The following is a 19,716-nucleotide window of genomic DNA, read 5'->3' as shown; positions in this document are numbered from 1 at the left end:
GATTATCACGATATCAACGAACCGCAACGGTAATTAATATGAACTACGATTCCGTGGCGCTTATCGCTGCATTGCCGATGTACGATCTTCCCGAACTGCGGCCGCACACCCAGGCGCTCTGGCAGGCAATCGCCGGCGTGATCGGGCGGGCGGGCATTGCGGCGCCGGCGGTGCTGGGGCAGCCGGACGATCTCGCGGCCCACTGGCGCGATCCGGCCGTGCTGCTGTCCCAGACCTGTGGCTATCCGCTGCTTTCGCTGCCGGATCATGTGCGGGTGGTTGCGACCCCGGTCTACGAAGCGCCCGGCTGCGAGGGGCCGCGCTACCGAAGCGCCATCATCGTGCATCGCGATGCGGAGGCCGGGTCGCTGTCGGCGATGCGCGGGCGTGTCTGTGCGATCAACTCGATCGACAGCAATTCGGGAATGAACCTGCTCCGCGTTACGGTGGCCCCCCTCGCCGGCAAAAATGCGTTCTTCGGCGACCTCATCGTCACCGGCAGCCATGCAGCCAGCATCGATGCGGTCGGGCGTGGCACGGCGGACCTGGCGGCGATCGATTGCGTCACGTTCGCGCTGCTGCGGCGCTACCGTCCGGCGCTGGTCGATCGGGTTCGTCTGCTTGACTGGACCGTCGCCTCACCCGGATTGCCGCTCGTGACCGCGCAGGGCGAAGCGACGCGGCTCGCGCTCAGGCGCGCGCTGACTGAAATCGCCACCGATCCGGCGCACCGTGAAACTTGCCGGGCGCTATTGATCGAGGGGTTCGTCGAACTGGACCGCGACGCCTACGACGCGGTGCAACGTCTGGAAGACGATGCGAGGAACGCTGGCTATCCGCGGCTGGCGTAGCGGTCCGGCCGGGTCCGAAACAAAAAAACGGCCGTGCGGGGTATCCCGCACGGCCGCCATGTTCGATCCGATGGAGTGGATTTAGAACAGTTCGATGTGGCTCTTGAAGCCGATGACGGCTGCATTCGGCAGATTGGCCTGTGCGTTCGGACGGATGAAGTACTGGAAGTCCGGTGCGAAGGTTACGCCGCGGAAAACGTGGATCTGGTAGTTGGCTTCGAACACGTATGTGTGGCTCTGCACGCCGGTCGTCTGCCCGTTGTAGAAGGGACCATTCGCGCCGGTGATCGGCAGGCCGAGCTCCTGCTGGAGGGCTTCGGTTTTGCCCAGCTTGTCCGACACTTCCAGGTAGCTGAAGCCGGCAGAAATGCCGTCCGCCGGACGTGCCTTCCAGAACCCGTGATCGATCAGGCCAACGTTGAGTTCGCTGGTGCGGATCGAGGTGCTGTTGTCGTTATGGTAGACGGCGCCGAAGGCGATCAGGCCGTTATTGGCGCCCGGGCCGTGACGGAGAACCATCTGGTCGACCAACGCATATTCGGCGGTCTGGCCTTTGCGGACTCGCTGGGGCAAGCCGGACTGCGCGAATGCGCTGCCGTTGGCATCGAAGTAGTCATCTGCATGATTGACGTTGTCATAGATGAAACCGACGCTGTAATGGCCGGGCAGATGATCGGGGCCGAAGGCTGGCTCGTAGCCGACCTGGACCGGGAACGTCTCGCCCCTGATCTGCGATGAGTTGAAGCGGAAGCCCGAGCGGTATCCGTTGGTCGCGCTGTAGATGTTGGCTTCCGAGAAGAAGATACCGCTCTGGATGTAGGTTGCCTGGGTCGGGCGAACGCGAACGCGGAAGGCCCAGCCGGCGTCAGGATAAGAGGATACTGCTCCGTTATCCGAAGAGGCCTTCGGATTTCCGCAGAAGGAGTTGTTCATGAAGTTGCAGTACAGCGGCGACGACGCGAAGTCGTTCAGCACCGGCATGCGGCCGAAAGCAACGTCGAGGCGGCCGTTGGCGACAGTCTCTTCGCCGTAGGCATAGACCAGATGGACCGCCACGTTACCGCCGGCGCCATAGATTTCTTGGCTGGGGTTCAGGTTGTCACCGAAAATCCGGCTGGCCGGAATACCGTAGCGACCGACCATGACGGTATGGGTCGAGAAGCCGGTGATGCCAGCGAGCCGCTCCCAGTCGATGTCCGTCTCGAGGCCATACTGGCCAGCGTTGGCGGAACCGTGATGCTGGCCTTTTACGATACCGTCGAATTCGTCGACGTTGTCGAGCAGGACCGCGATGCCCTTATCCCGCAGGTAGGTGCCGACCCCGAAGATACCGGGGAACAGGGCCTCGGGAGCGGGCAGCGGCGGAACCATGCTGCCCTCGTTGATCGGGCCGCCGTTGATCGGAAGCGGTGTTGCAACACGCGAGCTCGGGTTCAGCGACGTCTGCGCGACGGCCGAGCCGAGGGCGGTGCTCGCAAGCGCCATGGCGAGGCTGCCGACCCAGATCTTTCCTGCGACGCCACGCGCGGCGCACTTCCGTGTTGTGTTCATTTGTTTCCCCACTTTTTTTCCAGCATAGCCTTTGGGCTACGCCGTTCGGATGCCCGAGCCTTGACAGATTACCATCCTCTCGCCGCCGCGCTAGAGGATGTTGTCAATCAACCGGCTGTGCATGTACAGAAAGCACACTTGTCCAACAAATGCCGCTTTCAGCGGCGGCCCTGCCGGCTATCGATTGCCCGGTTCAGGAGGATCGCGGCGATGATGATCAAGCCGGTCATGGTCATCTGGTAGAACGATCCCAGACCCAAAAGATTGAATATATTGCGTAAAACCTGAAGCAGCATCACCGCAAAGATCGTTCCGATCACGCTCCCGCGACCACCGAACAGGCTGGTTCCTCCCAGAACGACCGCTGCGATTGCGTCGAGCTCCAGACCCTGTGCCGCCGTCGGCTGGCCGATTCGCAGCCGCGCCGTCAGCAGCACGCCCGACAAGGCGGCAAGCGAGCCGGAAATCGCGAACACAATGGTAACGATCAGCTTGACCGGAAGGCCGGACAGCCGGGCCGCTTCGGCATTGCCGCCCGTTGCGAACACGTACTCGCCGAACACCGTGTAGCGCAGCACCAGGGCCGCCACGACGCATACGCCGAGGAACATCAAGGCCAGTACCGGGAAATGCACGCCCGGGAAAATCGGTACCTCCAGCGACCCGAACTGGCCGAAACCCGCCGGCAGGCCGCCGATCGGCACGCCGTTCGACATCAGGTAGGTCACGCCCCGTACCGTGACCAGACCCGCCAGCGTAACGATAAAGCTCGGGACCGCGGCATAGGCGGAAATGGCACCCATCACCCCGCCGAGAGCGGCACCGACGCCGATCGCCGCCGCAACCGCCAGCAGCGGCGGCGTACCCGCGGCCATCAGCAGCGACGCGACCATGCCGCCGCAGGCGACCACGCTGCCCACCGACAGGTCGATGTTGGCGGTCAGGATCACGAAGGTCATGCCGACCGCGACGATGCCGACGATGCTCGCCTGCTGGAACAGGTTCGAGATGTTGCGGAAGGTGAGGAAGTTATCCGACAGCAACGTCGCGATCACCACCACCGCGAAGAAGATCACGATAAAATTATAGCGCAGCATCAGTTCGACGATGCGCCGGCCGGACAGCGACCCGGCGGCGCGCTTCGGCATGGTGTCGGTCAGCGTATTCATGAGTGCGTCTCCGCAGAATGGCCGGGCCCGCCGGAGCCGGTATCGACAGGGGCGGTACCGACCAGTCCGGCCTTCAGGATGTCGTCTCGCGAGGCGAGCGTCGGATCGAAGCAGTGAATGTTGCGTCCCTCATGGAACACCCAGATCCGGTCGCAATTCACGTAGATCTCGTCGAGTTCGCTGCTGGCCACGATGATCGCGGCGCCATCCTCGGCCAGTCCGCGGATCAGCGCATAAAGCTCGGCCTTGGCGCCTACATCCAGGCCGCGGCTCGGTTCGTCCAGCAGCAGGATGCGGCTGCCCTCGACCACCCATTTGGTGAACACCACCTTCTGCTGGTTGCCACCGGAAAGCTGGCGCACCGGTTGGTCCAGCGAACTGTAGCGGGTGGACAGATCCGACAGCACCGGCCGGGCGGCTGTGCGCATCCGCTCGTGGGTGATCAGCCGGCGCCGGCGCAGCGAGGGCAGCATCGCGTTCCGATAGATCGCATGGTCCAGCATCAGGCCCTGGGTCTTCCGGTCTTCCGGCACCAGCGCCACGCGCCGCCTGATCGCATCAGCCGGGCGCCGCGGGCTGTAGGGCGCGCCGCCGAGCTGGATCTCGCCCTGGAACCGCAGGTCGCCGAACAGCGCATGCAGGAAGCTGGTCCGGCCGGACCCGTTCAGCCCGGACAGGCCGATGATCTCGCCTTCATGGACACGAAGGTCGCGTATATCCAGCCCGTGCGGGCCACGCAGCCGCTTCACATCGAGGGCCACCGCCTCGCGGGCCGGTGCTCGCGCACTACGTTCCAGCAAGGCCTGGTTGCGGCCGAGCACGGCTTCGATCAGTGTTTGTTCGGTCGTGCTGGCAACGTCGAAGGTGTCGACGGTGCTGCCGTTGCGCAGGACCGTCACCCGGTCCCCGATCGCGCGGATCTCGCCGAGGCGGTGGCTGACATACAGGATCGCCACGCCCTGGGCGGTGATGTCGCGGATCACCTCGAACACGCGCGCAAGTTCGGTCTCGTTCAGCGCCGCCGACGGCTCGTCCATGATGATGATCTTGGCGTCCATCGTCAGCGAGCGTGCGATCGCGGTGAGCTGCTGGTTGGCGATCGACAGCGACCCGACCGTGGCGTTCGCGCTGAAGCCGGCCCCGATTTTCGCCAGCGCCTCCTCGGCGATCCGGGTACGACGGGCACGATCGATCAGGCCCCAGCGCCCCGGCACGCGTCCCAGCAGCATGTTCTGCGCGACCGTGAGCTGCGGAACCAGGTCGAGTTCCTGGTAGATCATCGAGATGCCGGCGGCTGCGGCCTCGTGCGGCGTGCGGAAACGACAGGCCACGCCGTCCAGCGTCATGGTGCCGCGGGTAAGGGAATGCGCGCCGGCGATGATCTTCAGCAGGGTGCTCTTGCCGGCGCCGTTGGCACCGAGCAGGCAATGCACCTCGCCCGCCCGGATCGACAGCGATGCATCCTCGACCGCAACGATATTGCCGGGGAAAATCTTTGCCGCGCGATCGACGTCGAGAACGATCCTCGGCGGGGATACTGAAATCGTGTCAGGCTGCATTGGCGGCCTCCAGGGCGGCGAGCGCCGTCAGTTCGTCGGTGACGAGGACGTTGATCAGGCGGGCTCTCAATGCCGCCAGCACCACCGCATGCTTCCGGGTTCCAACCGCCACGCCGATCGAGATTGCCTTCTGTCGCAGCGCGTCCGGTGTCAGCCCGATGGTTTTCGCGTCCAGTACGGGATCGACGATGCGGCCGTCGGCATCGATGAACCGGCCGAGCACGTCGCCGATCGCGCCGGCCTTGCGGAGGCGGGCGATCTCGCTCGCATCGAGGTAGCCGGACTGCACCAGCACCGAGGAGCTTGTCATGCTGCCCAGGCCGAAGCATGCCACCTTTGCCTCGTGGCCGAGGGCCAGCACGGTCGCGATGATCGGGTCGCGCTCCAGCACCTGGCGCGTTTCGGCCAGCCCGACGATCGCCGGCACCGGCAGCAGCGTCGCCCGTCCGTTGGCAGCCAGCGCGAACAATTCAGCGATGTTGTTGGTGTGCTTCACGGTGCCGCGCGTGTTCATCGCGCCGTTCAGCAGCACCACCTCGACGCCGTCGTTCCAGCGACGCGGCAGCCAGTGCGCGACGGCCGCCATCGTACGGCCCCACGACACGCCGACCAGCGATGGGCGTGGCGTCAGTGCCGCCAGGAACTGGCCGGCTGCCTGCGCCACGCTGTCCACTGCCAGGCTGTCGTCCTCGCCCGCGTCCGCTGCATTGGTTCCCATGGCGGGAACCACGATCGCCTCGCGCAGGCCGTAGCTCCGCTGCAGGCGGCTCTCGAGCTCGGGCAGGCGTTGTGCACGCGGCACGATCTCGATCCGCACCACGCCGATTTCGCGGGCTTCCTTCAGCAGGCGCGCCACCTGCCAGCGGGTCAGTCCGATCTGCTTGGCGATGTCGGCCATGGTCCGGTCGAGGTCGTAATAGCCCTTGGCCGCCTGCAGCATCAGCATCTCGCGCCCCTCGGTGGAGAGGTTGCGGAGGTCGACATCGGTGTCCTGGTCAGCGCGACGCGACATCCGGCCGGTCCTCCCGGCGGTCCGGCCCGGCGGACAGGCGGTGCAGGATCGGGGTCAGGATCGTGGTGGCATCCCGGTAGCGTTCTAGGCTCTCCACGTATCGACGGTGCGCCACCATGTCCGGCTCGATCAGCCTGCCGTCGCGAGCGACCGCGGCGGCCGCGGACCGCAGATCCGGGAACAGCCCGACACCGGTCGCCGCCGCCGCCGCCGTCCCGACGATGGTCAGGTTCTCCTCGGCCGCAAGCTGGATCGGCAGGCCGATCGCGTCGACGGTCGCGCGAAGCCACAGCGCGTTCTTGCAGTAGCCGCCCGCACTCACGATGCGATCGACCGGTACGCCGACCAATTGTGCCTGCGCCACCACGTTGGCCGACGCCAGCGCCACGCCCTCGACCGCAGAGCGATACATCGAGGCCCGGTCATGGCCCAGCGACAATCCAAGAATCGCGCCACGCAGATGCGGGTCGCGATAGGGTGTGCGATTGCCCATGAAATAATCGAGTGTGAGCAGGCCGCTATCCTGCGCGGGGCGACGCGACGCTTCCTCGATCAGGCGCTGGGTGCCGTCATTGTCGAGCTGGAAGATCTGGCCGCTCAGCCAGGACAGCACCGAGCCGGCTGATACCTGGCCGCCTTCGACCAGCCACAGATCGTCGATCAGCGCGCCGGGATAGGGCCCCCAGAAGCCGGGAACCGGCCGGTCGTCGGCCAGATGGAACAGATGCACGACCGACGTGCCGCCGATCAGCAGTAGCTTGCCAGGTGCGACAGTGTCGGCGCCGAGAATGCCGATATGGGCATCGATGCCGCCCTGGGCGACAACCGGGCGCTGGTCGCCCAGCCCGAGATGCAGGGCCGCCGCGGTCGAGAGACGGTCGATCGCATCGCCGACCCGGACGATCCGCTGCGGCAGCCGGTCGACGAGGCCCGGCGCCCCGAAGCTTTCGTATAGCTCTGGATGGAACTGCTCGGCCGCGCCGTCATAGTTCCATTTGCAGGTGGCATTCATCCGGCTGCCGACCCACTGGCCGGTCAGCCTGAAATTCACCCAATCGACGCATTCGCAGATGATTTCGGCGGCGTCGTAGAGCTTCGGTTCATGCGTTGCGAGCCACATCGCCTTTGGCACCAGCCATTCGGCCGCATCGCTGCCGCCGCTCTGTGCCATTACGGGATGCGTGCTCTGTCCGGTCCGGTGCGCCTCGATGCCGGCGCGGCAATCCATCCAGAGCAGTGCCGGTCGCAACGGCGTACCGTCGCGGCTGCACACCACCACGGTGGAGGCGGTGGTCGCTACCGCGATGCCGGCGATCTCGGGAGTGTTGGCCTGTGTCATCACGCGTCGGCAGGCGCGCCCGAGCGCGTCCCACCATTCGCCGGGCGACTGCTCGGCCCAGCCCGGCTGCGGATGCCGGGTGGCATAGGTTTCCTCGGCGGTGGCGACGATCGTGCGTCGGTCCGGATCGAACAGGCCCACACGAATGCCGCCGGTACCGAAATCCAGTCCCAGGAGCAGGCTCACGTCGCGATGCCCTCGGGCCCGGCCTTACGGCTTCACCATCACCTTGGAGATGAATTCGTTCCGCTCCCTGAACTTGTTCATGATGCCGGGAAGCTCGTCGAGACCGGGCTCATGGGTGATCATGAATTCCCATCGCAGGTCGCCGCTGCCGAGCTTCTCAAGCGTCGTTGTCCATTGCGGGCCGGGGAAGGGCGCTCCGAACGAGTTCCATGAGCCATGCAGGGAAATCTCCTGACGGAGCATATGGTTGAAGGTCGCGATCTCGAGTCCGACATCCTGGGTCGGAATGCCGATGAACACGACATGGCCGCCCGGGCCCGCCATGCGCACCGCCAGGTTGGCAGTGGAGGGATGACCGGCCGCCTCGATGATCAGGTCGCAGGGCGGAACCTCCGGCTTCGGGCCGTGGCTCAGGAACGTATGGGTGGCGCCGGCCTCGCGTGCCTGCTCGAGCTTCTGTTCCGAGACGTCGACCGCGACGACCTGCGACGCACCCATCAGGCGCATCCACTGGATCGCGAACAGGCCGATCGGGCCGCAGCCGACCACGCCGCCGGTATCGCCGATGGTGATCGGATGCTTCCAGATCGCATGCAGCGCGATGGACGCGGGGTCGGTCATCGCCGCCGCGCGCGGATCGATCCCGGCCGGCGTCTTCAGCAGGTTGCCGCGCGGGACCGCCACGTATTCCGCATAGGCGCCGTCACGACGGCTGCCGAAGTAGTCATAGTCGCGGCAGCGCGAAAAATTCCCGGTCAGGCACTGGTCGCAGCGACGGCAGGGGATCAGCGGCGCCACCGAGACCAGCTCGCCTTCCGCATAGTCCTCGACGTTGCCGCCGAGCTCGACGATATGGCCGGAGAACTCGTGCCCGCAGATGATCGGCATACGGTGCGCGCCCTTGGTCAGCATGCGCGGAATATCCGAGCCGCAGACGCCGCAGGCCGCTACCTTCACCAGGACGTCGTCGTGACCGGCGACGGGCATCGGCACGTCCTCGACGCGAATATCCCCCGGAGCGTACATCACTGCTGCGCGCATCTGCATTCATTCCTTTTTACGTGGACGATCCTGCGATCGTCCACGCGTTGCGGCGGTTGGCCGCGAACTTATTTGGAGTGGGCGAACAGGCCGCTGGTGTCGAACTTTCCGACCGACTGCTTGTCGATCAGAACCGTGCCGGCATCGATGAACGGTGCGACCTTCTGTCCGGCGGCGACCTTCTGCGCGGTCTCGACCGTGACCTGGCCGAGCCGGATCGGATCGTTCGACGCGGTTGCGACATACTGGTTGCCGTCGGCGATGTCCTTGACCGCCTCGGACAGGCCGTCCACGCCGGCGACCAGCACATCCTTGCGATTATTCTCGCGCAACACCTGCAGGGCGCCGAGCGCCATGTCGTCGTTATGCGCGTAGACCGCCTTCACGTCCGGATTGGACTGCAGCAGATCCTGCATCGCGGTCACCGCGTTGGCGCGCACATACTCCGCGTATGGACCCAGGACGACCTTGAACCCTGCGGCCTGCACCGCCTTGTTGAAGCCGTCGCGGCGGGCCGCCATCACGGTGCCACCGGCATCGCCCTGGATCTCGATGATCTTGGCGCCCGGAAAGGGCTTCAGGTGCGCGGCCATCGTTTCGCCCACGATCCGTCCCATCGTCTCGTTGTCGCGGCCGACATAGGTCGCGACGTCGCCATGGATCGCACGATCGACGGTCATCACCGGGATATGCGCGTCCGATGCCGCCGACAGGGCCGGTGCCACAGCATCCGGATTGACCGGATTGATGATCAGCACCTTCACGCCCCTGGTGATCAGGTCCTGGATGTCGTTGTTCTGCTTGTTCACGTCGCCGTTCGCGTCCAGCACGATCAGCGTGTCGCCGGAGGCCTTGGCAGCGGCTTCCGCACCGGTCTTGAGCTGAACATAGAAGGGCGACTGCAACGTCGCCTGGCTGAAGCCGATCAACAGGCCTTTCGCATGCGCGCCGGTGGATGCGACGCCGAGGCCGGTGGCCAGAGCAAGAAGCCCGAGCCCGGCCGTTCCGAGAGCGCGCCGTTTCATGAAATCACTCATACTCATTTCCTCACATTCGAGCATTTTTCGCTCTTATGGGACTAGCGGTAGGTAGCTAGCCGAGCGCTGTCAATGCTGAATGCGCATTGTGCAGTGCGGAATGAGACCAGGGAGTTAAGCGATTTCCGTAATGACGGACTCAAACGATTGCACGGACGCGAAATGCGCCGGCTTCACCTGGCCGAGCTTGCTGCTGTCGATCACCAGGAACGATCGGATCGCGCGCTCGAGCACCGCCCGCTTGACCGGCACCTCGGTGAAATTCGAGCAGCTTGCGCCACGCACTTCGTGCAGTCCGCCCGCGGAGATGAATGCCTTGTTGATGTTCAGGTGCTGCAGGCTGCGTAGCGCCTCCTCCGACAGGAAGGTGACCGATGCGGGATGGAACAGCCCGCCCAGCAGGAACAGCTGCGCCCGCGCAAGACGACACGCTGCGTTCGCAACGTTCAGCGCGTAGCAGACGATCGTGATCTCGGCATGTGCGGGAAGTGCCGCCAGCAAATGCGGCATGGTCGTGCCACAGTCGACGAAGATCGTATCGCCGGTCTCGACCAGAGCAGCCGCCCGCCGTGCGGCCTCGGATTTTGCCTGGATATGGACGTCCTGCTCGGCATCCAGCGTATAGTTCGATGCGGTCGACCCGTTCCGGACCACGACATAGCCGCCGAGCAGTTCGAGACCGCTGGAGGCCTCGGTGAGATCGCGGCGCAGCGTCATCGTCGATACGTCGAGTGCCCGCGCCGCATCGCCCAGCCGAAGTGCGCCGTCCCCCGAGGCCAGTGCCCGCAGGCGCTCCAGTCGTACGGCACGACGGGCTGCGGCCCCGGTCTCCGGTATCGGTGGCTCAGGGTTCGAAGATGGCGGCTGGATCATTGGGTCTCCGGAACACCCGTCGGCTTGACTGGCACATGGACGATGTGAGCAGACTACCAAATGTGAGAGTTTTAACAAACGGGTGCCAGCGTCACGCCTGTTGTAACGAGGATATCGTCATGACCGATGTGATTTCTGCTACGGATCTCGCACTGCTGATCGACCACACCATCCTGAAGCCGGACGCGACCCAGGCGCAGGTTCGCCAGTTCTGCGACGAGGCCAAGGCGCACGGGTTCCGCTCGGTCTGCGTCAATTCCATCCATGTGCCGCTGGTGGCCGAACAGCTGCGCGGCAGCACCGTGCGCGTGTGCTCGGTGGTCGGCTTCCCGCTCGGCGCCATGCCATCCACGGTCAAGGCGATCGAGACCACCGAGGCGGTCGCCGCGGGTGCTGAGGAAATCGACATGGTCATCCCGGTCGGTGCACTGAAGGAAGGCCTGCGCGAAATAGTGCTGGCCGACATCGTCGCCGTGCGCGCCGCCTGCAAGAACCAGGTGCTCAAGGTCATCATCGAGACCTGCCTGCTGACAGATGCCGAGAAGCGGCTCGCCTGCGAGCTTTCCGTTCAGGCCGGCGCGGATTTCGTGAAGACCTCGACCGGCTTCTCGACCAGCGGGGCGACGATCGAGGACGTCGCGCTGATGCGCTCGGTGGTCGGGCCGTCGCTGGGGGTGAAGGCATCCGGCGGCGTGCGCACGCTCGAGGCGGCCCATGCGATGATCGCCGCCGGCGCCAACCGGATCGGCACCAGTTCGGGTATCGCTTTGGTGACCCAGACCGCGCCGGTTGCCGGCAGCTACTGACGGGGCCGGACACGCCGGGCTATACGAGAACAGTCAAGCACAGCGCATTGAACGCCGGCAGACAACAGGGACGAAACTCATGATCAAGGTTACACGCCGCAGCTTTTCTCTGATGGCCACCGCCGGCATCGGTGGACTTGTCGCCGGCGCCGGGTTCGCGCAGCCGGGCTTCGCCGCCGCGGCCGCCAGCGCCGTCGATGCGGCCGCGGTGCCCAAGGACATCACCGCGAAGGCTACCAAGAAATACTCGATCGCCACCGTCGTGAAGCTCGATGGCATCGCCTGGTTCGACCGCATGCGCGTGGGCGTGAAGCAGTTCGGCGCCGATAACGGCCACGATACCTGGATGGTCGGCCCGAGCCAGGCCGATGCCGCCGCACAGGTCGGTATCGTCGAGACCCTGATCGCCCAGGGCGTCGATGCGATCTGCATCGTTCCGTTCTCGGTCGAGGCGGTCGAGCCGGTACTGCAGAAGGCGCGCGACCGCGGCATCATCGTTATCTCGCATGAGGCATCGAACCTGCAAGCGACAGACTACGACATCGAGGCGTTCGACAACCACGCCTACGGCGCCAAGCTGATGGAAAATCTCGGCCAGCAGATGGGTGGCGAGGGCAAGTATATCGCTACCGTCGGCAGCCTCACCTCGACGTCGCAGAACGAGTGGATCGATGGCGCCGTGGCCTATCAGGTCAAGAACTTCCCCAAGATGAGCCAGGCGACGCAGCGCATCGAGACCAACGACGACGCCGCCACCGACTACAACAAGCTCAAAGAGATCCTGACCACCTACCCGGACCTGCGCGGCATCCTGGGCGCACCGATGCCGACCTCCGCCGGCGCCGGACGGCTCATTGCCGAGCGCGGCCTGAAGGGGAAACTGTTCTTTTCCGGCACCGGGCTGGTGTCGGTCGCCGGCCAGTATCTCAAGGATGGCGACATCGACTACATCCAGTTCTGGGACCCGGCGATCGCCGGCTATGCGATGAATGTCCTCGCGGTGATGGCGCTGGCCAAGAAGCCGATCAAGGCAGGGCTCAATCTCGGCCTCAAGGGGTACGAAGACATCAAGAACAACGACCCCAAGCGGCCGAACGTTTTCGCCGGGCAGGGCTGGGTCGGGGTCACCAAGGCCAACATGGGCGAGTACAACTTCTAACTGGTTGTTCCGGTCATGACCGTTCCGCTTCTCGAACTGCGCGATGTCGCCAAGCACTTTGCTGGTGTGAAGGCGCTCGACGGCGTGTCGCTCAGCATCGGCGCCGGCGAGATCCATTGCCTGGCCGGCGAGAACGGGTCCGGAAAATCGACGTTGATCAAGGTGATCTCGGGCATCAACGCGGTCGATCGGGGTGCCATCCTGATCGACGGCGCCGATGTCGGCGCGATGACGCCGCGCCAGGCGATCGCGCTCGGGGTGCAGGTGATCTACCAGGATTTCTCGCTGTTCGGGAACCTGACGGTCGCCGAGAACCTGTCGATCGGCGCCGAGTTGCGCAACCGGCGGCGCATCGTTAACTGGCGCCGCATGCGCGAGCATGCCGAGGCGGCGGTGCAGCGGCTCGGCGTGCATCTTGATCTCGACGCAACCGTCGACAGCCTGCCGGTGTCGGGACGTCAGCTGGTTGCCATCGCGCGCGCACTGATGGCCGATCCGCGACTGCTGATCATGGACGAGCCGACCACGGCCCTGACCGGCCGCGAGGTCGCCACCCTGTTCGGCGTGGTTCGCGACATCCAGGCGCGCGGCATCGCGATCCTGTTCGTCAGCCACAAGATGCGCGAGATGCTCGACATCAGCGAGCGCCTGAGCGTGATGCGGTCCGGGCGGGTGGTCGCCAACGGCCCGATCGCCGATTTCGACGAGGTGGCGATCACCCGCGCCATGACCGGCACCGACATCGCCGAGGAACCGTATCTCTGGGAACCGCCGGCGGATTCGCAGGTGAGCCCGCTGCTCGAAGTCGACGGGTTAACCGTTCCCGGCGAACTGCAGGACGTGTCGCTGCGACTGATGCCGGGCGAGATCGTCGGCATCTCCGGCCTGCTCGGTTCCGGCCGTACCGAGCTCGCGCTGGCCTTGTTCGGCATGCGCCCTCGCTATCGTGGGACCATCAGCCTGGATGGAAGGCCGATCCGGCTCGACAGCGTGCGCAGTGCGATCAATCAGCACATCGCCTACGTCCCGGAAGATCGCCTCACCGAGGGCCTGTTCCTGCCGGAGACCATCGACCGCAACATCATCGCGAGTTCCCTCGACGTGCTGAGCCGGTTCGGCCTGATGCGCACCCGGGCCGCCAGCGACGCCGCCGCCCGCACGATCAGGGACATGACCATCGCCACGCCGACCGGCGACCGGCCGGTGATGCAACTGTCCGGCGGCAACCAGCAGCGTGTGGTGATCGGTAGATGGCTGCTGCAGGAGCCCCGTCTGCTGATCCTGAACGGCCCCACCGTCGGCGTCGATGTCGGTTCCAAGGCGGGTATCCACCGCACCATCCGTGCCCTGGCCCGCGAGCGCGGTCTCGGCGTGCTGATGATTTCCGACGACCTTCCCGAGCTGGTCGGCAACTGCAACCGCATCCTGGTCATGCATCGCGGCCGGCTGGTCGAGGAGCTGGCCGGGCATGAGCCGCCGCGCCTGCGCGAGCGCCGGCTTTCCGAGCGCCTGAAGGCTTTGACATGAGCGCCACCATCGCGACACCCGCGCGCACCGGCACCCTGCGCCTCCTGCTGCGCCGGCCCGAGATGGCGGTCGCCCTGCTGGCACTGGTGTCGATGGTGGTCATCGGCCTGATCAACCCGGCATTCTGGGACGCGGCCAACCTGTTCAGCCTGCTGCGCGCCAACGTCATCACCGGCATCCTGGCGCTCGGCGTGATGATCGTGATGCTGTCCGGCGGGATCGACGTGTCGTTCCCGGCCTTCGCGATCGCCGCGATGTACCTGACCATCAAGGCGATGATCGCGCTGCCCTATGACGGGGTGCTGCTGCCCTTCATCGCGGCGACCGCGATCGGCCTGACGCTGGGCCTGGTGAACGCGATGTTCGTGCACGGGCTGCGCATGATCCCGCTGATCGTGACGCTCGGCACCGGCACCGCGGTGCGCGGCTTCCTGCTCGGCGCGGTCAGTCCCAGCCAGATCAACATCGACCAGATGCCGCCCGCGCTGATCGCCTTCGGCCGCACCCAGATCCTGCATGTGAGCCAGGCCGGCGGGCAGCCGGCCGGGCTGTCGGCGATGGTGCTGGTGTATCTCGCCCTGGCCTTCGGGGTGCACATGATGCTGCGCTACACGCTGATCGGCCGCAGCATCTACGCGCTCGGTGGCGGCGAGGAAGCGGCCCGGCGCGCCGGCTTCAGCGTGCGCGGCACCACCTTCTTCATCTATGGCCTGGCCGGCGCGCTGGCCGGGTTCGCCGGGCTGCTGCATGGCTCGATGATCTGGATCGCCAATCCGCACGACATGGTCGGGATGGAGATCGACGTGATCGCCGCGGTCGTGCTGGGCGGCGTGAGCATCTTCGGCGGCCGTGGCAGCGTGGTCGGTACCATGCTCGGCGTGTTCACCCTGGTCATGCTCACCAACAGCCTGATCATCATGCATATCGACACCACCTGGCAGCGCATCGTCGTGGGCCTCGTGGTGATCGTCGCGGCCGGTGCGACGTCCTGGCGCGACCGGAGGCGCGGCGCATGAACCGCCTTTCCCGTCGCATCAGGGGCCTCGACCCGGCCCTGCTGCAACTCGTGGCGCTGACGGTGGTGATCTTCGGCGCCATGGCGGTACTCAATCCGCAGAAGTTCCTGCGCCCGTATGTGTTCGAATCGATCACCTACGTCGCGCCGGAACTCGGCCTGCTGTCGATCGCGATGATGCTGGCTATGCTGACCGGCGGCATCGACCTCTCGGTCATCGGCATCGCCAACCTGTCCGGGATCGTCGCCGGCCTGTTCTTCCACGCCTATGGCGGAGCGCACGGGCCGGGGCTGATGCATATGGGCGTCGGCCCGGTGCTGGCCGGCATCGGCATGGCACTCGGGGTCGGACTGGTCGCCGGGGCGATCAATGGCCTCCTGGTATCGCGGGCCCGGATCACCCCGATCCTGGCGACGATCGGGTCCGGCCAGATCTTCACCGGCATCGCCCTGGTGCTGACCGGCGGTCCGGCGATCGTCGGGTTTCCGGCCGCGTGGGGCGCGATCGGCAACGGGCGCCTGTTCGGCGTGGCGGCACCCTTGCTGGTGTTCCTGGCGGTGGCCGCCCTGGTGATGGTGTTGCTCACCCGCACCTCGTTCGGCATTGCCCTGAAGCTGATCGGCACGAACATGCGCGCCGCGACCTTTGCCGGCCTGCGCACCAGCCGCACGGTTTTCTTCTCCTATATGCTGAGCGGCGTGCTCGCCAGCATCGCCGGCATTATCCTGTCCGGCCGGACCAACGCCGCCAAGTCCGACTACGGCGTGTCCTACCTGCTCGAGGCGGTGCTGATCGCCGTGCTTGGCGGCACTAACCCGGCCGGCGGTCGCGGATCGGTGCCGGGCATCATCCTGGCACTGCTAGCGCTGATGCTGCTGTCATCCGGGCTGCAACTGATGCGGTTCAGCAACTTCCTGGTCGACTTCATCTGGGGCGCGTTCCTGCTGCTGTCGATCGCCCTCAACGCCTTGCGCACGAGGCGCTGATCCATGCGCATCCTCGCCACCATCCCGCTGCATCGCGACGGCCTCTCGTCGATGGACCGCCCGGTGATCCAGGCGGGCGGCCTGTCCGCCGCGCTGTTCCGCTACGAGAGCGGCATCGAGGCCCTGCGGCTGCGCAACGAACGCGGCGAGCTGGTGGTCCTGCCCTGGTTCGGCCAGATGATCTGGGACGCGACGTTCGACGGCGTCGACCTCGCCATGCGCAGCGGCTTCGACATGCCGCTGCCGTCGGACACCATCGGCGGCACCTATGGATGCTTCGCCTTCCATAGCGGCCTGCTTCGCAACGGCGTTCCGGCGGCCGGCGACGATCATGCGGCACATGGCGAGTTTCCCTGCGCCCGCATGCGCAGCGCCTGGCTCGAACTGCTGGAACAGGATGGGAGGCTGTCTTTGCGGCTGACCAGCGAGCGCGACCACGTTATGGGCTTCGGTCCGCACTACCGGGCGCGCCCCAGCATCACCCTGGCCGAGGGTTCGGCGCTGTTCGATCTGGCGCTGTCGGTCGACAACCGCTCCGGCCGGCCGATGGAGCTGATGTACATGGCGCACGTCAACTTCGCCTTCGTGCCGGGCGGCCGGATCGTCCAGCCGGTGCCGTTCACGCCCGAAGCGGTCGTCGTGCGGCGCGCGATCCCGGGGCATGTGCAGCCGACCGACGCCTATCGCGCCCTGATCGACACCCTGGCCTCGGCACCGGACCGCATGCAGGTTCTGGACGAGCCGGACCGCTACGATCCCGAGCAGGTATTCTACATCAAGGGCCTGAACACCGACGAAGCGGGCTGCACGTCGCTGATGCTGCAGCGCCCGGATGGCGACGCCTTCGCGCTCACCTATGCCCCGGCCGAGTTTCCGCATTGCGTGCGCTGGCTCCTCGACGATCCGGACCAGGGTGTCGCCGCGTTCGCCCTGCCCTCCACCTGCGAGCCGGAGGGCTACACCGCGGAAAAACGCAAGGGCAACGTCCGGCTGGTGCCGCCGGGTGGCCAGACACACTTCTCGCTGACCCTCGGCCATCTCGACCGCGGCGAAGCCGGGCACATGGCGCAGCGTATCGCCGCGCTGAACACCCCAGGCGGACAGGGTTCATGAGCGCACGCATCGGCGTCATCGGCAGCAACATGGTCGACCTAGTCACTACGATCGACCGCATGCCGCGCATCGGCGAGACGCTGGAGGCGCCGCATTTCGAGATGGGCGCCGGCGGCAAGGGCGCCAACCAGGCAGCCGCCGCCGCCAAGCTAGGTGCCGACGTGCTGATGGTGAGCCGTGTTGGCGACGATCTGTTCGGCGGCAACACGATCGCCAACTTCCACGCACTTGGCATCGACAGCACCCACGTGCGTGCGGTGCCGGGCGTATCCAGCGGCGTGGCGCCGATCTTTGTCGACGCACGCGGCGACAACAGCATCCTGATCGTCAAGGGTGCCAACGACCATCTCCTGCCGGCCGACATCGACCAGGCCGCCGCCGACCTGCTCGGCTGCGACCTGATCCTGCTGCAGCTCGAGATCCCGCTCGACAGCGTCTATCACGCGATCGACTGGGCGCGGGCGAACGGCAAGCGGGTGCTGCTGAACCCGGCGCCGGCCACCACCGCGCTGTCGCTCGACCGTATTGCCGGCGTCGATTTCTTCATGCCGAACCAGACCGAGTTGTCGATCCTGACAGGTCTGCCCGCCGACGATCGCCACCAGGCCGAGATCGCCGCCCGTCTTCTGCTGCAGCGCGGCATGGGCACCATCATCGTGACACTCGGTGCCGAAGGCGCATTGCTGGTCACACGCGACGAGACCCGGCACATCCTGCCGGTCCGGGTGCAGGTGCGCGATACCAGCGGTGCCGGCGATGCGTTCATCGGGGCGTTCGCGGCACATTATGTCGTTCACCACGACCTTCATGCCGCACTGGACCAGGCGGTCCGATACGCCGCCCATTCGGTGACCCGCGCCGGGACCCAGAAGGCATTCGCGACCGGTGCCGAATTTAATGAATTCAACCTGGAACAGCGCCGGTCATAAGGCGCAATCTGGCTGAAAACGAGGGAGACCGTCATGGTTGAGAAAACGCTTGCCCAGCTCGCCAAGGAAATCGCGATCCGGCCGCACTACGACAACTTCATCGGCGGCACCTGGGTCCCGGCGACCCGCGGCCAGACCTTCGACAATATCTCGCCGATCGACGGGCGGGTGATCTGCAGCGTCGCCCGCTCGACCAAGGAAGACGTCGAACTGGCACTGGATGCCGCCCACAAGGCACGCGACGCCTGGGGCGAGACCTCGCCGATGGATCGTGCCCGCGTGCTGCTGCGCATCGCCGACCGCATGGAGGAGAGGCTCGACCTGCTCGCCCTGGTCGAGACCATCGATAACGGCAAGCCGATCCGTGAGACCACGGCGGCCGACCTTCCGCTGGCAATCGATCATTTCCGATATTTCGCCGGCTGCCTGCGCGCGCAGGAAGGGGCATTGTCCGAAATCGACCGCGACACCGTCGCCTACCATTTCCATGAGCCGCTCGGCGTCGTCGCCCAGATCATCCCCTGGAACTTCCCGCTGCTGATGGCCGTGTGGAAGCTCGCCCCGGCACTCGCCGCCGGCAACTGCGTCGTGCTGAAGCCGGCCGAGCAGACGCCGATGTCGATCATGGTGTGGGCCGACCTGATCGGCGACCTGCTGCCGCCCGGCGTGCTCAACATCATCAACGGGTTCGGGGTCGAGGCCGGCAAGCCGCTGGCGCAGAGCCCGCGCATCGCCAAGGTTGCGTTCACCGGCGAGACCACCACCGGCCGGCTGATCATGCAGTACGCGTCGGAAAACATCATCCCCGTCACGCTCGAGCTCGGCGGCAAGTCGCCCAACATATTCTTCGCCGACGTGATGGCAGAGGACGACGATTTCCTCGACAAGACCCTCGAAGGGTTCTCGATGTTCGCCCTCAACCAGGGCGAGGTGTGTACCTGCCCATCGCGGGCGCTGGTGCATGAAAGCATCTACGACCGCTTCATGGAGAAGGCGATCGCCCGTGTCGCGAAAATCAAGATGGGCAATCCTCTCGAGATGTCCACGATGATCGGTGCGCAGGCCTCGAACGACCAGCTGCAGAAGATCCTGTCCTACATCGATATCGGCCGTCAGGAAGGTGCGAAAACCCTGATCGGCGGCGAGCGTGCCGATCTCGGTCCGGACCTCGCCGAGGGGTTCTACATGCAGCCGACCGTGCTCGAAGGGCACAACCGGATGCGCGTGTTCCAGGAAGAGATCTTCGGGCCGGTGCTGTCGGTCACCAGCTTCCGCGATGACGAGGAAGCACTGGCACTCGCCAATGACACGCTGTACGGCCTCGGCTCCGGCGTCTGGACCCGCGACGGTACCCGCGCCTATCGCTTCGGCCGCGCCATCAAGGCTGGGCGCGTATGGACCAACTGCTACCATCTTTATCCGGCGCACGCGGCGTTCGGCGGCTACAAGCAGTCCGGTATCGGTCGCGAGACCCACAAGATGATGCTCGACCACTACCAGCAGACGAAAAACATGCTGGTGAGTTACAGCCCCAAAGCCCTCGGCTTCTTCTGAGATCACGC

17 protein-coding genes are annotated in these 19,716 nt (G+C 65.7%); 9 read left to right on the top strand and 8 right to left on the bottom strand.

Going from position 1 to position 19,716, the window contains the following annotated elements:
• Positions 1-38 precede the first annotated feature (38 nt).
• Entirely contained in the window at positions 39-851 is an 813-nt protein-coding gene (locus HN018_RS20425) for a phosphate/phosphite/phosphonate ABC transporter substrate-binding protein (protein WP_171833769.1), read from the top strand.
• Positions 852-932: 81 nt separating this feature from the next.
• On the opposite strand, the gene HN018_RS20420 is transcribed toward HN018_RS20425, so the two are convergent.
• From HN018_RS20420 to HN018_RS20385, 8 genes are all read right to left on the bottom strand, one after another.
• Positions 933-2,402, bottom strand: coding sequence for a carbohydrate porin (locus HN018_RS20420; RefSeq protein ID WP_239478866.1), 1,470 nt, complete (start codon positions 2,400-2,402; stop codon positions 933-935).
• 158 nt (positions 2,403-2,560) lie between these two features.
• On the bottom strand, positions 2,561-3,571 hold the full coding sequence (locus HN018_RS20415; RefSeq protein ID WP_171833768.1) for an ABC transporter permease: 1,011 nt from the start codon (positions 3,569-3,571) through the stop codon (positions 2,561-2,563).
• Positions 3,568-5,130, bottom strand: coding sequence for a sugar ABC transporter ATP-binding protein (locus HN018_RS20410; protein ID WP_171833767.1), 1,563 nt, complete (start codon positions 5,128-5,130; stop codon positions 3,568-3,570). The genes HN018_RS20415 and HN018_RS20410 overlap by 4 nt, the downstream gene beginning before the upstream one ends.
• Positions 5,120-6,142 (bottom strand): sugar-binding transcriptional regulator, encoded by a 1,023-nt coding sequence (locus HN018_RS20405; RefSeq protein WP_171833766.1) that lies wholly within the window; start codon positions 6,140-6,142, stop codon positions 5,120-5,122. Before HN018_RS20405 ends, HN018_RS20410 begins: the two co-directional genes overlap by 11 nt.
• Positions 6,126-7,667, bottom strand: coding sequence for an FGGY-family carbohydrate kinase (locus HN018_RS20400; protein WP_171833765.1), 1,542 nt, complete (start codon positions 7,665-7,667; stop codon positions 6,126-6,128). Before HN018_RS20400 ends, HN018_RS20405 begins: the two co-directional genes overlap by 17 nt.
• Before the next feature lie 24 nt (positions 7,668-7,691).
• Positions 7,692-8,708, bottom strand: a complete 1,017-nt coding sequence (locus HN018_RS20395) for a galactitol-1-phosphate 5-dehydrogenase (RefSeq protein ID WP_171833764.1) — start codon at positions 8,706-8,708, stop codon at positions 7,692-7,694.
• Between the two features lie 68 nt (positions 8,709-8,776).
• Positions 8,777-9,733 carry a substrate-binding domain-containing protein gene (locus tag HN018_RS20390; RefSeq protein WP_171833813.1) on the bottom strand — a complete coding sequence of 319 codons (957 nt, stop codon included), beginning with the start codon at positions 9,731-9,733 and terminating at the stop codon, positions 8,777-8,779.
• A 126-nt stretch (positions 9,734-9,859) separates the two neighbouring features.
• Complete coding sequence (locus HN018_RS20385) at positions 9,860-10,618, bottom strand: DeoR/GlpR family DNA-binding transcription regulator (protein ID WP_171833763.1); 759 nt, start codon at positions 10,616-10,618, stop codon at positions 9,860-9,862.
• Between the two features lie 119 nt (positions 10,619-10,737).
• On the opposite strand from HN018_RS20385, the gene deoC reads away from it, so the two are divergent.
• From deoC to adh, 8 genes are all read left to right on the top strand, one after another.
• A complete protein-coding gene (deoC, locus tag HN018_RS20380) occupies positions 10,738-11,424 on the top strand; it encodes a deoxyribose-phosphate aldolase (protein WP_171833762.1) in 687 nt (228 codons plus the stop codon).
• A 79-nt stretch (positions 11,425-11,503) separates the two neighbouring features.
• Positions 11,504-12,583 (top strand): autoinducer 2 ABC transporter substrate-binding protein, encoded by a 1,080-nt coding sequence (locus HN018_RS20375; protein WP_239478864.1) that lies wholly within the window; start codon positions 11,504-11,506, stop codon positions 12,581-12,583.
• Positions 12,584-12,598: 15 nt separating this feature from the next.
• A complete protein-coding gene (locus HN018_RS20370; RefSeq protein WP_171833761.1) occupies positions 12,599-14,110 on the top strand; it encodes a sugar ABC transporter ATP-binding protein in 1,512 nt (503 codons plus the stop codon).
• Entirely contained in the window at positions 14,107-15,126 is a 1,020-nt protein-coding gene (locus tag HN018_RS20365; protein WP_204259590.1) for an ABC transporter permease, read from the top strand. Before HN018_RS20370 ends, HN018_RS20365 begins: the two co-directional genes overlap by 4 nt.
• Positions 15,123-16,112 (top strand): ABC transporter permease, encoded by a 990-nt coding sequence (locus HN018_RS20360; RefSeq protein WP_171833760.1) that lies wholly within the window; start codon positions 15,123-15,125, stop codon positions 16,110-16,112. Before HN018_RS20365 ends, HN018_RS20360 begins: the two co-directional genes overlap by 4 nt.
• 3 nt (positions 16,113-16,115) lie before the next feature.
• On the top strand, positions 16,116-17,225 hold the full coding sequence (locus tag HN018_RS20355) for an aldose 1-epimerase family protein (RefSeq protein WP_171833759.1): 1,110 nt from the start codon (positions 16,116-16,118) through the stop codon (positions 17,223-17,225).
• Positions 17,222-18,154 carry a ribokinase gene (gene rbsK, locus HN018_RS20350; RefSeq protein ID WP_171833758.1) on the top strand — a complete coding sequence of 311 codons (933 nt, stop codon included), beginning with the start codon at positions 17,222-17,224 and terminating at the stop codon, positions 18,152-18,154. Before HN018_RS20355 ends, rbsK begins: the two co-directional genes overlap by 4 nt.
• A 33-nt stretch (positions 18,155-18,187) precedes the next feature.
• The gene (adh, locus tag HN018_RS20345) at positions 18,188-19,708 is read left to right on the top strand and encodes an aldehyde dehydrogenase (protein WP_171833757.1); all 1,521 of its coding nucleotides are present in this window, start codon (positions 18,188-18,190) and stop codon (positions 19,706-19,708) included.
• Positions 19,709-19,716: the final 8 nt, after the last annotated feature.

The sequence above is a fragment of the Lichenicola cladoniae genome, from assembly GCF_013201075.1.
Lineage (GTDB): Bacteria > Pseudomonadota > Alphaproteobacteria > Acetobacterales > Acetobacteraceae > Lichenicola > Lichenicola cladoniae.
The sequence above is the reverse complement of the archived record's forward strand: the minus strand, read 5'-3'. Positions and strand labels throughout refer to the sequence as shown.